Annotated in this window: 13 protein-coding genes; 7 read left to right on the forward strand and 6 right to left on the reverse strand. The window is 60.9% G+C overall.

Annotated elements, in window-relative coordinates:
- Positions 1 to 21: 21 nt before the first annotated feature.
- A complete protein-coding gene (locus tag ASD76_RS11585) occupies positions 22 to 1,275 on the reverse strand; it encodes a dicarboxylate/amino acid:cation symporter (protein ID WP_055923222.1) in 1,254 nt (417 codons plus the stop codon).
- Positions 1,276 to 1,334: 59 nt separating this feature from the next.
- Between ASD76_RS11585 and glmM the strand changes: the two genes are divergently transcribed.
- The 3 genes from glmM to thiD are packed head-to-tail and all read left to right on the forward strand — an operon-like array spanning position 1,335 to position 3,645.
- Positions 1,335 to 2,672, forward strand: a complete 1,338-nt coding sequence (gene glmM, locus ASD76_RS11590) for a phosphoglucosamine mutase (RefSeq protein ID WP_055923223.1) — start codon at positions 1,335 to 1,337, stop codon at positions 2,670 to 2,672.
- Positions 2,669 to 2,899 (forward strand): DUF1272 domain-containing protein, encoded by a 231-nt coding sequence (locus tag ASD76_RS11595; protein WP_055923224.1) that lies wholly within the window; start codon positions 2,669 to 2,671, stop codon positions 2,897 to 2,899. The genes glmM and ASD76_RS11595 overlap by 4 nt, the downstream gene beginning before the upstream one ends.
- A complete protein-coding gene (thiD, locus tag ASD76_RS11600) occupies positions 2,896 to 3,645 on the forward strand; it encodes a bifunctional hydroxymethylpyrimidine kinase/phosphomethylpyrimidine kinase (RefSeq protein WP_055923225.1) in 750 nt (249 codons plus the stop codon). The genes ASD76_RS11595 and thiD overlap by 4 nt, the downstream gene beginning before the upstream one ends.
- Here thiD and ASD76_RS11605 read toward each other — a convergent pair.
- From ASD76_RS11605 to ASD76_RS11620, 4 genes are all read right to left on the reverse strand, one after another.
- Positions 3,642 to 4,553 carry a TIGR00730 family Rossman fold protein gene (locus ASD76_RS11605; RefSeq protein WP_055923226.1) on the reverse strand — a complete coding sequence of 304 codons (912 nt, stop codon included), beginning with the start codon at positions 4,551 to 4,553 and terminating at the stop codon, positions 3,642 to 3,644. The two genes, thiD and ASD76_RS11605, sit on opposite strands and share 4 nt — an antisense overlap.
- Before the next feature lie 146 nt (positions 4,554 to 4,699).
- Positions 4,700 to 5,110 carry a hypothetical protein gene (locus ASD76_RS11610; protein WP_055923227.1) on the reverse strand — a complete coding sequence of 137 codons (411 nt, stop codon included), beginning with the start codon at positions 5,108 to 5,110 and terminating at the stop codon, positions 4,700 to 4,702.
- 307 nt (positions 5,111 to 5,417) lie between these two features.
- The gene (locus tag ASD76_RS11615; protein ID WP_055923228.1) at positions 5,418 to 6,572 is read right to left on the reverse strand and encodes a tyrosine-type recombinase/integrase; all 1,155 of its coding nucleotides are present in this window, start codon (positions 6,570 to 6,572) and stop codon (positions 5,418 to 5,420) included.
- Positions 6,556 to 7,176 (reverse strand): hypothetical protein, encoded by a 621-nt coding sequence (locus ASD76_RS11620; protein ID WP_156457695.1) that lies wholly within the window; start codon positions 7,174 to 7,176, stop codon positions 6,556 to 6,558. Before ASD76_RS11620 ends, ASD76_RS11615 begins: the two co-directional genes overlap by 17 nt.
- A gap of 114 nt (positions 7,177 to 7,290) precedes the next feature.
- Between ASD76_RS11620 and ASD76_RS18000 the strand changes: the two genes are divergently transcribed.
- From ASD76_RS18000 to ASD76_RS11640, 4 genes are all read left to right on the forward strand, one after another.
- A complete protein-coding gene (locus tag ASD76_RS18000; RefSeq protein WP_235506699.1) occupies positions 7,291 to 7,467 on the forward strand; it encodes a helix-turn-helix domain-containing protein in 177 nt (58 codons plus the stop codon).
- Positions 7,464 to 8,450 (forward strand): hypothetical protein, encoded by a 987-nt coding sequence (locus ASD76_RS11625; protein WP_082553806.1) that lies wholly within the window; start codon positions 7,464 to 7,466, stop codon positions 8,448 to 8,450. The genes ASD76_RS18000 and ASD76_RS11625 overlap by 4 nt, the downstream gene beginning before the upstream one ends.
- 868 nt (positions 8,451 to 9,318) lie before the next feature.
- Positions 9,319 to 9,582: a hypothetical protein gene (locus tag ASD76_RS11635; RefSeq protein ID WP_055923232.1), complete on the forward strand. Its 264-nt coding sequence runs from the start codon at positions 9,319 to 9,321 to the stop codon at positions 9,580 to 9,582.
- Positions 9,579 to 10,184, forward strand: coding sequence for a hypothetical protein (locus ASD76_RS11640; protein ID WP_055923233.1), 606 nt, complete (start codon positions 9,579 to 9,581; stop codon positions 10,182 to 10,184). Before ASD76_RS11635 ends, ASD76_RS11640 begins: the two co-directional genes overlap by 4 nt.
- A gap of 181 nt (positions 10,185 to 10,365) precedes the next feature.
- On the opposite strand, the gene ASD76_RS11645 is transcribed toward ASD76_RS11640, so the two are convergent.
- Positions 10,366 to 13,341 (reverse strand): TrlF family AAA-like ATPase, encoded by a 2,976-nt coding sequence (locus tag ASD76_RS11645; protein ID WP_055923234.1) that lies wholly within the window; start codon positions 13,339 to 13,341, stop codon positions 10,366 to 10,368.
- Between the last annotated feature and the right edge of the window lie 192 nt (positions 13,342 to 13,533).

The following is a 13,533-nucleotide window of genomic DNA, read 5'->3' on the forward strand; positions in this document are numbered from 1 at the left end:
CCCCTAACGCTCCATCCCGATTCAAGTTCGCGTAGAAATGTTAGCCCGGCCCGAAGATGCGCTAGTCCGGTCGACTGTGGCGGTGACCGCCACGTCCATGGTGACATTTCCGAGCGTGCGCATGATGTCGGGCAGCATCTCGACCGCCACCAGGATGGCCAGCGGCTCGATCGGAACGCCCATCGCCAAGGCGATCGGACCAATCGCCGTAATGAAGCTGATCGCGCCGGGCAGGCTGACCGATCCGATGGTCGTCACGAGGGCCACCGCGATGCCCGCCGCCAAGGCCGTCGGCGTCAGTACCACCCCCGTCAGCTTCGCCACATAGATCGCGACACCCAGGTTCATCACCGGGCCCGTTGCGCGGAACAGGGCGACCGCAAGCGGGAGCACGAAGTCCGAAGTTGTCTCCCGCACGCCCAGTTGTCGGCACGACTGCAGCATGGCGGGGAGGCTCGCGAGCGAGCTCTGGGTCGAAATGGCCACGGCCAGCGACGGCGTCATCGCTCGGGCAAACCCGACAGGACCGCGCTGGCCCGCAACGTTGCCCAGGACGAATCCGGCTGCCAACACCACGAAGCCCAGGCCGGACACGATCAGGATGTAGTGCCCCAATGCCGCGAAAGCCCCGGCCCCGCTGGCGAGCCCGACGCCCAGCGCCAAGGCGAAGACCCCGACGGGAGCAACGCGCAGGACCCAGCCGATGATGATGAGCATGGTCTGCCCGATTGCCTCGAACAGCCGCAGCATCACGTCCTTCTGGACCCCTTCGAGGCGGGAAATGGCCAGCCCCAGGGCGACGAAGAACACCACGAGCGGAAGCATCGCCGTTTCGGCCGCAGCGGCGACCACATTGTCTGCGACGAGCGATTCTATGAATTCGCCGATCTTGGGTACCGGTTGGGCCGAAGCGCTTTCAACCGCCAGGGCGGCTTCGGCTTGCCCGGGAATGGGAAACGCCTCGAGCAAAGCGGGCGTGGCAAACGCAGCGAACAGCGTTCCGGCGAGGAGAATGACGAAAAACGTCAGCAGCGTCCGCCGCGCCACCGGACCGGCGCGCGCCGTCGCCACCATCTGGGTGATCCCGGTGACCAGCAGCGCAGCGACCAGCGGCACGATGGTCATCTGCAAGGCGCGCAACCAGACTGAACCGACCGGGCCGGCAATAGCGCGGGCGGTGTCGCTCGCAGCGCTCCCGGAAAGCAGCCAGCCAAGAGCCAAGCCAGCTATCAGCGCCGCGAAAGTCCATCCAGCAGGCAGCTTGATCTGTGTCACCGCTGCGTGACATTGCAGTCCGAAAGCGCCATGGCAATCGCCAGCAGCACGAGGGTTGAATGGGCAGACAATATTTCGGCACTGACGGCATTCGCGGACGGGCCAACGGAAACGTGCTCAATGCCGCCACGGCCATGAAAGTCGGTCAGGCCGCAGGGCGCCATTTCCTGCGCGGTTCCCACAAGCATCGCGTGGTGATCGGCAAGGACACGCGCCTGTCGGGCTACATGATGGAAACCGCGCTCGTCGCCGGATTCACCAGCGTCGGCATGGACGTGATCATGACCGGCCCGCTGCCAACCCCGGCGGTCGCCCTGCTGACCCGCGAGATGCGCGCCGATCTTGGGGTGATGATTTCCGCCAGCCACAATCCCTACGCAGACAACGGCATCAAGCTGTTTGGACCCGACGGATTCAAGCTGTCCGACGCGGACGAAGAAGCCATCGAAGCGGCTATGAAGGTGGAACAGGTCCTCGCCCAGGCCGATGCCATCGGCCGGGCTCGCCGGATCGAGGATTCACGCGGCCGCTACATCCACGCGATCAAGCAGTCGCTTCCATCCGACACCCGGCTCGACGGGCTCAAGATCGTGGTCGATTGCGCCAATGGCGCCGCTTACACCGTAGCGCCGACAGCGGTCTGGGAACTGGGCGCTGAAGTCATCGCCATGGGCGTCTCGCCCGACGGCCTCAACATCAACGACGGTGTCGGCTCGACCTCACTCGATGCGATCAGGGCGCGCGTGGTTGAAGAGGGCGCCGACATTGGCATCGCCCTCGACGGGGACGCCGATCGGCTGATCGTGATCGACGAAAAGGGCCAGATCGTCGACGGCGACCAGATCATGGCCCTGATCGGCCTGCGCATGGCCGCGAGCGGTGAACTGCGCGGCGGCGGCGTGGTCGCCACGGTCATGTCCAATCTCGGCCTCGAGCGCCTGCTCAACGACGCCGGGCTCAACCTCGTACGGACCAAGGTCGGTGACCGCCATGTGCTCGAAGCCATGCGCGCAGGGGGCTACAATGTCGGCGGCGAACAGTCCGGCCACATGATCCTGCTCGACCACGCCACCACCGGCGACGGCTGCATCGCAGCCCTGCAGGTGCTCGCGGCGCTGGTCCGCACCGGCAAACGGGCGAGCGAGCTGCTGCACTTGTTCGATCCGGTGCCCCAGTTCCTCAAGAACGTGATTTACGCCGGTGGCGATCCGTTGTCGGACGCACAGGTGAAGTCGGTCATAGCCGACGCGGAAGCGCGACTTTCAGGGCGTGGTCGGCTGGTCATCCGCAAGTCGGGGACCGAGCCCAAGATCCGCGTCATGGCCGAGGGCGACGACGCTGGCGAAGTCGAGCAGGTGGTCGACGACATCTGCGCCGCGGTGAAGGCCGCCGCATGAGCCTCGAGATGCGCCCCGACTGCGAGCGGTGCGGCACCGACCTTCCGGCCGATTCCCCCGGCGCGTTCATCTGCAGCTTCGAGTGTACCTTCTGCGCCGAATGCGCCGACGCGCTCGACGACCGTTGCCCCAATTGCGGCGGCGAACTGATGGACCGTCCTACTCGGGCGAAACAGCTGCACGCGAAGCACCCGCCATCGACAGAGCGGCACTTCAAAGGCGAATGACCACCCCACCCCGCATCCTTGCGATCGCCGGCTCGGACAGTTCCGGCGGTGCCGGCATCCAGGCCGACATCAAGACGATCACGATGCTTGGCGGCTATGGAATGACCGCGATTACCGCCATCACCGCGCAGAACTCTTGCGGTGTCACCGCGGTCGAGGCGCTTTCGCCGGAAATGGTCGGAGCGCAAATCGATGCCTGCCTGTCGGACATCGGCGCGGATGCGGTGAAGATCGGCATGCTCGGCTCGCCGGACATCGCCGATGTCGTCGCGGCCCGGCTTGAGACGGCAGGGCTGCCGGTCGTGTTCGATCCGGTCATGGTCGCCACCAGCGGAGCGGTATTGGCCGATGCGCGCACCGTGGCGGCGTTCGAGCGCCTCATGCGGGTTTCCACCCTGACCACGCCCAACGTCCCTGAACTCATGGCTCTGGGCGGCACCGAGGCCATGGCCGCGCGCAACATCGCCTACCTCGCCAAGGGTGGCGATGCCGAGGGTCCGGAGGTCGAGGACCGCCTGGTTCGCCCCGGACAGGACGACATCGTATGGCGTTCGCCACGCATCGACACCCGCCACAACCACGGTACGGGCTGCACCCTGTCCAGCGCGATCGCCACGTGTCTTGGCCAAGGCCAGCCTCTCGAGGAAGCGATTGCCCAGGCCCGTGAGTTCGTCCGAGCCGCCCTCATCGCCGCCCCCGGCTTTGGCGCCGGGCACGGCCCGATGGGTCATCAGGCCGTCCGCTAGCGCATCCGCTTGGCATCGCGGGCAATGCCATAGAAGTCAGCGATATGGTCCCAGGCCTCCTCGGCCGTCTCGCACCAGGTGATCAGTTTGAGATCTTCCGGTGAGATCACTCCCTCGCGCGCCAGGGCGCCAAAGTCGATCACCCGGGTCCAGAACTCCTTGCCGAACAGCAGAACGGGAATCGGCTTCATCTTGCCGGTCTGGATCAGCGTCAGCAGCTCGAACATCTCGTCGAAGGTCCCGAACCCGCCCGGGAACACCGCCACTGCCCGAGCACGCATCAGGAAGTGCATCTTCCGCAGCGCGAAATAGTGGAACTGGAACGACAGGTATGGGGTCACATAGGGGTTCGGCGCCTGCTCATGCGGCAGCACGATGTTGAGCCCGACCGATTCGGCCCCGGCGTCCGAGGCACCCCGGTTCGCCGCTTCCATGATCGAAGGCCCACCGCCCGAGCAGATCACGAACTGGCGCTTGCCCTGCTCGATAATACCCTTTTCGCTGACCAGCCGGGCCAGCTTGTAGGCCTCGCCATAATATTTGGCCTTCTCGGCCAACCGTTCGATCACCAACCGCTCTTCGACCGGTAGATCCTTGGCCCCTTCGAGGGCGACAGCCGCGGCCTCTGGCGGCGGAATGCGTGCCGATCCGTACATGACCAGCATCGAACCGACGCCCGCCTCGTCAAGCAGCATCTCGGGCTTGAGCAGCTCGAGCTGGAAGCGGACCGGGCGAAGCTCGTCCCGCAGCAGGAAATCGGTGTCGTGGAATGCCAGGCGATAGGCTGGGTGCAGCGTTTGCGGCGTTTCAGTCGGAGCCGATTCGACAAACCCGGCTTCCTGCTCTGCACGGTAAAACTTGCGGTCCTCGATGTTCCCGTCGTTTTCGAGGTCTTCCGGTCCGCTCACATCTCTCTCCCAGCAATCTTACCCAGCGACCTAGGCATTTGCGGCGCGGAAAGGAAGCAGCGGTGGATTTTGCATGCCTAGCTCGGGCGCAACAAGGAGGCGCGACGCGCCCTCGCCGAATCCAAACCTGGCTCGACGGCCAAGCCTCATTGCTGCTCCCATCCCAGGACCGACAATTGGTTCTTCTGCTCCCAGGCGCGAAGGTCTCCATAGGTGGTAATCCGAACCCGATGGTCGGTACGCGGATTGCTGAAGTACATCACACAATGGCCATCGCCCGAGCAGGCTTCGATTTCCGGCAGGTCGCGGCAGATATTCTCCTGACCCGGCGTTCGGGCGCCAGTGCCGCCATAGACGCCCTTCACGCAGTCCGTGTCGCTCGCCGCTTCCCAACCTGCGACCAACAGGACGCCACGCAAGGCGCCGTAGTCCATACCGACCTGCACCGCCCCGGCCTGAACACCCGCGAGCGGGGGCGAGATGAAGGCTTCTGTTGACGGCTGCGCCAATGCCGGTGCGCTCGCGATCAGGGCAAGGGAAGTAATGGCCCAACGCATCTCAACAGGTCTCCATCTGCAAACAGCCTTCGACCGTGAAGGCGACGGCCCCTGTGGCCACCTTTGTTGCGTTGCGAGCCTGTGTTGGCGGAAGCGACACCTCAATAAGGGAGTTTCCGTATCGCCAGGTCTTTATCGCGTAGCCGCGGACGTCAGCGGAAATGCCGAAAGTTCGGACCGCCGCATTCGACTTGGGTGAATTTTCCTGAAGACCTGGATGCCCCGTGAGGATTCGAACCTCAATTGACGGAGTCAGAGTCCGTAGTCAGGTCGCGGAAAAGCTCATGCTTCGCTGCCCATGTTGCACCTATGTTGCATCTGCAAAGAGGGCGCGCTCGATAGCATTCGCATCATTCGCGTCCCGTTCAAACTGCTCGAACAGGTGCCCGTAGGTATCAAAGGTGACCTGGATGGAGCCATGTCCGACCAAGGTCTGAACTCGCTTGGCGTTCATGCGCTGCTCGATCCAGAGAGACGCAGCGGCGTGCCTGAATATGTGAGCGGTGTATTTTGCAACCTGCTCGTCGGGATCAGTTGATGCAGCCTTGGTTACCTTCGCGGCGACGAGAATTGGCTTAATGTGGTTCTTGGCCATGACGGCATGCGAAAGCACCTTCCCCTTCTCGCTTGGAAAGACCAGATCGTGCTCGCTACCGGGACAGGCAAGCTTCCACTCTCGAAGCGTTGCGCTTACCCGTTTCGGCAAGGGTATGGTTCGGAAGCTCGCCGGTGATTTCGGCGCACCGATCATCCCCTCTGCGTCGGCGCGCTGGTCCACCGTAACGGTGCTGCGTTTCAGGTCGACCGACCGCCAGGCAAGCCCTCGAAGCTCAGAGGCGCGAAGGCCCGAGAAGATTACAAGTTCGACCATCGTGCGCCCCTTGAGATCGTCGCTCTTCTCGGCCGCACAGAGTATAGCTCTTAGCTCAGCCTTCGACGGAGGAGAGGCCCTGGTTGCCTGCCTCGGCGCCTTCGTGACCTTCACGGCGAGGGCCACATTTTGTGCGACGAGCCCCCTCTCCTGGGCGTCCGTGATGATCGCCTTGAAAGTGCGGAATACTCGCACCGCCATGGGTCGCGAGAGCTCAGTAAGCCATGCGTCCAGCATCAGTCTGACCGTCGGCGCGGTGAGCTGTGAGAGCTTCTTCGCTCCGCATTTTGGGACAATATGCAATCGGACGTGCTGCTCGTAGGCCGCGATGGTCGTTGGCTCGCGACCGTTCGCCGTAACCGTCTTGATCCATAGCGCAGCAGCGGCCGAAACGGTTACGGATACGCTTTCCGGTGTGTGGATGCCTCGATGCACCTCAGAAAGGGCGTTGGTGGCCCAAGTCTCGGCATCCTTCTTCCTATCGAACTGGCGGGCGCGACGTTTTCCAGACTGATCTCTGTAGTCGACCTGCCACGCTTGTCGTGACCTCCCGTCTGGCCCGGTCCATGTTCGCTTACGGATTGACGACATTCTCGTCGCTCCACCTGGCATATTGAGCGGCAACGCTGGCTATGTCGTCCTTCGACCCATCGCTTACGAGGTAGATCAAGTTGGCAACTATCGTGCCGAGGTCGAGCAGGACGTGTGCGTGTGATCCGGCAGGCGCTATCCGCAATGTTTGCACGAGTTCAGCGGCGTCGTAAGCCGCAATGACGGGGGCCTGCTTCGAGCCGTCCTTTCGCAATCCTGTCAGCGATCCGACATCGACGAACAGGAAGAATGTCTTTTCGAATGGCCATTTCTCGCATTGGGCCGCTTCAAGTAGCTCACTCGATTTCAGGCCATCCGTGCCGAGCGCGGAAAACACGGTTCGGATAAAGACATGGTGGTTCGTGATGACGGTCGCGGCATGGTCAGGCGTTAGACCCAAGTTCACCAGATCGAGAGCTACCGCTAACTCGATCAAGTGGCTCCACCCGAACACCGCGGGCTTTCCCTTCCCGGTTTGCACACCCACAGGACAGCCTAGCTTGCGGAGATGCTCCAGGCGCCCACGGAAAGCGACGCGGCGTTCGGCATATATGCCATGCCGCGCTGCCAGCAGCTCTTCAACGTCGCGTGATCCCAGATCCATCATACCCTCAGAACAATAATCTTCCTTTTCTCTCTTGACCACATTTTGGGGTGGCTGTAAAGGGCGGCACAACAACGAACAATAATGTTCTTGTTCCAAGTTGAAGGAAACCGCGTGAACAGTGATTTGCTATCCGGCGCTTCGGGTGCCGCGACATATACCGGGCTCGACCGCCGAAGAATTTACCGCCTGGTCGAAGACGGCCACCTGCCGGTGGTTCGAAAGGGCCGGCGCATGTTCTTTCGCAAGTCGGAACTGGACTGCGCCTTCAGAGCGAGTGGCCAAGCATGACACGCGAGAGGCACGAAGAGCTCGAAGGTCTCACTCCGAAGGCCAAGATCCGTCATTGGGCACAAGGTGATCCATGGCAGGGCATGCGGCTGAGCCACACGACTGATCTGGGCCGGAACGCTGTTCTGATGGACACCGACTGGAACATCATCCGCATGCCTTTGCTGATTGGAAAGCCATGCTTTGGCCAACCCACTGCGTTCGCTAGGCACGGCGGTCACCAACCGCTCTCACATCCCCGTTTTGGTGTAGTCCCGTCAAAGTGCATGCGCTGTCCCGTGAATGATGCTTGTGAGAACGTAGCCAAGAAGAGATTGCGGGCCACACGGGACATCCAGGAAGCCTTCATCGCGTTCGAACGGGCCGGCGGTGGTTATGGTCTACGTCATCCGACGGACTGTCCCCGCGCTGACCGAGAGTTCCAACGCCTGTGTCTGGCTCTGGTGCAGCACGGCGGCTTTACGAGCACTAACGATGCAGCAGTTCTCAACTACTACAAGGACGAACGCACGCAATTGCGCGAGCGTGATGCGGACAGGAAGCGCAAGTCCCGTAGAAAGGCCGTTGGCCAGGGGGACCTCGATGATGCGTTCCTCGAAGTCTTGCAGCTTCACAGAGTTTGGCGCGTAGCGCAGCTGCGATTGCTGAAAAGGTCAGGCGGCCTTCCGAAGCGCATCGCGGGGATGCCCCTCAGTTCGGCCGCGATCACGGCAGACGCCTGGCATGCAAGAGTCCTGTTGCAACTTCGAAAGGCCAAGGTGAACCCTTCCGCTATTGCACATGAAATGATGGTGCAATCCCCGAAGGTATATACAAACCATAACGCCCTTCGGCAGCGAGTTCCTCGGGATCTACTGCGCGTCGACTTGCTCGAACGCTTGCCGCGGCCGGGCAGCAACGACCCCGTGTGGCCACCGTTCAACTTAGCCTCAGCCATTGATCAAAGTGAAACCTCGACCCCCTACATGGCGGCGGCGGCGTAAACCCGATGGTGTTGTGTGTTCAGGTCCTACCGAGAGCGATAACCGCCGTAGGTCGGACTTGGATCACGCCGCGACAAGAACTCAGGATTCCTGCGGGCTTTAGCGCATACCATCTGCGTCCGGCCCGAATGAAGAATAATCTAAGATTATTCTGCGGGCCCTCGCTGCACGAGAGCCCGAGCAGGTAGTCCTCACATTAAAATATCTCTCCGGCGTTCCTTAGATGGTTGAACGGAGGCCCGCTTCACCTTCGCGCTTATCCTCGGTGCGCACATCCCTCCACATATCTGCGGTGTTCCCCCAAGCTATTGGAATTTATGTTGATGCCCAAGCGATCTGACATACCCCCTGAACAATGGGATCACGCAACTGACCTCTTTGAACTCGGCTTCAAGAATGGACGGGAGCTGGCAATCTATTTTGGTGTCTCACCGCAGACGGTCATGCGAGAGATGAAGCGTAGAGGGGCAATCAAGGGACGACGGTCTCGGGAGACTGTAGCGGACCTGGAAGCTTCCCTTGATCGTAAGGCACTTCGGCGAGCTCATGCCAAGGCCAAGGAAGAGATTGTGTTGGCTCGGCGGCTCGCTGACAGCCAGGCCATCATCAATCACCTTATGGAAGCGATCGTCCAGGCCGACGAGCTTGGAGACCTCTCCTTGGCGAACGGGGCGGTTGCTGGAGCGGCCTCTGCCTTTGGAGTTCGCACCTCACGTCGGTGATGCCGTCGGTAGGTATGGGGCAGACATCAGGCCGTTTGTTTCTAACCGCTCTGGGATGGCCAACGAATGCCCGTCACGAAGCCACCCGACTCATCGGTGTGCATGTCTCATGGTGGTCTCACCAACCACGATCAGGAGACACACCAATGCGACTGAAACTCTACCGCGTCGTCCCCGAAGACCGCGAGCAACTCTTCATGACGGCGAAGAGCTCTCATCACGGTGTCACGATTTTCGTAAGCCGAGAGCTCGATGAAGGTCGAGACTGCCCGTCATTCACGATCGAGCCGGTTGACACCCATCTGCTTGCCGACCAGCAGCTCGGCCTTGAGGATATGCTCACCTATGGACCATGGGGCATCGCGGAGTTCGACAGCTTTTCGGGTTGGCAACAGGCGGTTTCGGCATGAGCGTCAAGAACGTGATCCAGGTATTCGAGGTGGCTCTGCCTTGGACGGAAGAGCGCATCACCGTCTTCGCGGAAGACCTGGGGCATGCCGAAAGGATCTACGCGGAATGGATCCTCGCGCATCGCCCCAGCGAGCCGGCGTGTGCCTCATTGATCTACCACTATGAAGGCTTCAACCTGGAGGGCCGCCCGGAGCTCATTCTCGCAAGGATGACCGGGACGGCTGGTATCGGTTACTGGGACACGACGACCCGGCGATGGCTGGTAGTACGCCCAAGCGATCCCCCTTCCGGTGATCTCGTGCGTCCACCTTCGCTCGTCAAATACCACCGCGTAAGAGCCACCGATGGCGAGGAGCTGTTGGTCTTCGCGGAGAGCTTCGAGGAAGCGGTGGGCTATTACGTGGTTTGGCACCTGGACGAGTATGGCGATGTCCCGAGCGGCATTGTGATCAACCGCAAGTCTCGGTGGCAGCTGGTGCTCGCATTGGCGTCGCTGCGGGACGACATGGATGCCGGTGTTGCCGGGGTCGCACGGTGGACCGCTGACGAGGGTTGGCACATCGTCGATCCCGAGGATGGAACGGCCACAGCGGTCACATAAGGCAGGGTTGAGACGTAAGATCGACGCGATCCCTGACATCTACCGAGCATTCAATTCTTCGTTCAAGCATTTTTCTGCACTACAGGGCGAGGTTCGTTCTTACCCGTAAAATAGGAACGCCACCCTCTAAGGGCGGTTGAATTTCTCAACAAATTGACTGAAGCGGCTGTCAATTAGTTAGCTAGCGCTTGAGGCGGACCCGGAGACGTCGCGCTCGTTCTCGGAACGCTTCTTTCCCGCCTTCAAGGATATTGCAGACTGCGTTGCGGATATGCTCGTCTTCTAGGCCACCCGCGACGTAGCTGATCGGCGGCAAGCCGCCAGCGGGATGCGCACCCGATTCTGCGATGATAATCTGATCGGCGTCAGTATTGATCACCAGGTTTGCGTTGTGTGTGACCATGATGACCTGGCGCTTGAGCTTGGCTGCTATGAACAGCGATACCAGTTCGTCGAACACGGACTGGGGATCGAGGTTTTCTTCGGGCTGATCGATTATGAGAGGGCGATCGTCAGCGTCGTCGAGCGCAAGATAGAGCAGCAGCAGGACGATACCACGGGTCCCTGGAGACAACTTGCGGATGTCCACGCCGTCATAGGAAATCTCGTAGCGGACCGAGATATGGTCTGTCCCGAACAGCCAGTGCGCAAACTGTTTCGACCAAGCTCGGAACTCGGCTTGCTGTGTGGGAACATACGGTGCGTGCTCAAATAGGTCGCGAGTGTGGGTTGTGGTGAAATTGGCCATCGCGGTCTGAACATCACTGGGGCTTCCCACTGCCCATGCCGGCTTGAGCATCTTCTCGGCGACATGGATAAGTGAGCCGCGGCCATAAAAGGGACCGGCTTTCCGGCAGTCGATCAGATGGTCTTCAGCTACATTACCCCAAGACGCCGCATCGACGACGCGCGAAACGGAGAAGCTCAACTTACGCAGCGTCCCTGACGATTCCGCCAGTCGCATCATCAAAGGCGCGTATAGCTCAGCTAACGCGTTCTGCTCGTTCACGATCGCCTCGAACACCCGTCCATAGGCGGCATTGCGCTCAGCCTGGAGATCCCTCCTTCGCGCGGCGGCACCGTTCGCGTCCATCAGGCGGGCGTCAATGACCAGCAGGTCACTGTTCTCCTGACCAATGCGCGCCGAAAGCGCAGCATATTGATCTCGGACCACCTTGTCCGCGCTGATGAGTTGCTCCAGCCGCGCCATCTCGGCTTTGATCGTTGAGAGCTGAACAGTGCCAAGATCTGCACCGTCGGCAATCAACGCGACATGAGGATCGCCAGGTGGGGGTGGAACGCCGTTGATCGCCGCGACCTGTTGATCAGCCCAGACGACATAGCCTTCGAGCGCTGCGTCGACATCGCCCTTGTAATCGAGCAGAAACTCTCCCCATTGACCCGTATTGAGTCCGCTCGCCGCATGGCGTGCTTGCGCTTCCCGAAGCATTTCCGGCGCTCTCGTTACGCGCAAGCTCTTCACTTCATCCTGCATTGCTAGAAAGGTGCGCCGCTGTTGCGCAAACGTCTGGGCCTGCGCGTTGCGGGCCTGCGCCGCCCCGTTCAGCTCGGTGTGACGATTGGCTTGAGCCTCGGTGCCTTTGATCACCAGTTTGGCGAGGTCGGCCGTATAGCCGGCGATCACAGTACGTTTCTGTGCGGCCTGATTTGTCAGTGCGGTGATTAGTCCTTCTTTCTCGAACTCCTCTGCGATCCTTTCTGAAATGGCGGCAATCGCCTCGGCCTCGCGATGGCGTGCTTGTTGGAATCGCATCGTCCGGCGCTCGCGCAATTCGGTGAAATTGCCCGCCCCATCGCGATCGTTATGCCGGTGGGCATCAAAGATAACCCGCTCGATCTCTTGGATGAGCCCCTCAGACGCGCCCCTTGACGAACATAGTTCCTCTACAAATTGCTGTGACAAATAGCGGGCACGAGGGAAGGCAAGGGGGTCTGAAGCGTCGCGTCCGTCGAGAGAGCGACTGATCGTCCCACCCCCACCCCAAGTCAGCTTGACCGTGGCCTGACCGACCAATGATCGAGCCCGCACAAGGAACGATGGGCTAACATTCTCGTCGGCATCCCACGCAGCAGGAGTGATTGCATCACAGCCCGCGGCGATTATGTCGGCCAGCGCCGTTTTGCCTGAACCGCGCGCCCCTATGATCGCGACGAGTCCCGGATTGAGCGGAACGACGGGACTAGCCGCCCAGCTCGCATCTTTGATTGCTACCTCGCCGATGACTTGGGACGGCATCGCCGATCGCGGCGGCTCAATCCCGACATAAGCTCGACTGCCAGGATCGATACACGCCTGACGCAGCGCATCGAAGGTTGGTCCACCCTTGATCCATGAAAAGCGATCTTCAGCGGGTTGTCCAGTTGCTGCCTGGTCGTGCGCGTCACTGCCGTGGAGGCACGGCTTGCAGCCTTCATAGCCTTCGCGCAATTGCTCGACGCTAGCATCGCGCTGGCCAAGCCAAAACTCTCGCTGCGCCGGGCTGCTGGAGAAGATAATGTGGGCGAACTTCTCGATCTCTTGGCGGACCGTGGCGTCGGCCGCCTGACGCAAGCCCGACGTGCCATCATTGGCGCCTCCCGCAACGGCCACGAGTATGTTGTTTTTGGCCCAGTCATTGTCCTTGAGCACCTTGCGGAGCAGATCGAAATTTACCTTGAACTGGGTTGCGCCGTGCGCGAGCGCTGCACGATCGTCGATGTGTGCGGGATTGGCACGCCGGCCCAGTCGTATCAGTTCTTCGCGACTGCAATCGAACGTATCTTCAAAGGCATTGAATTGCAGCCGTTTCAAGACGCGGCCTAATTCGGCGAGATGGTTTGGGTCTTCGGGGCTAACGAGCAGGTGGAGGTTTACGAAACCCGACTTGGCAGCGACATCTAGCCTGACCTCTATGTTCGGGAAGATCAGCTTGACGTCGGGAAGTCGGCCGCTCGACTTGTGTGCCAACATCTGTTCATATGTGTCGGTGACATAGTAGTCAGTAGCCGCAATCGCCTCGATCTTCGGAGTTCGAGATTCCAGTGTCGACAGATAGGTTGCCCAGGGATCTCCCCCGCCAAACTGGTTGTTGAGCACGGTTCCCGGTGCATGAATATGGGGCTCCCAGCGCCGCCACTCGGACCCTCTGGTTATCATCTCGACCCCTCGTCCCGATCCCCGCAAACTCGAAGCATAGTCTATTGATTGATGATGGGAAATTCGGACTACCCATTGCCCGAGTTCTCCCAGAGCATTCCGCTTCTCGCAACCCCTTCGGAGGGAAAACGTCTCGCTGGAGTCTGATGGCGTGAGACGTGACCAGACACTATGATGCTGGGCTTGGACCAG

The organism is Altererythrobacter sp. Root672 (assembly GCF_001427865.1).
GTDB lineage: Bacteria > Pseudomonadota > Alphaproteobacteria > Sphingomonadales > Sphingomonadaceae > Croceibacterium_A.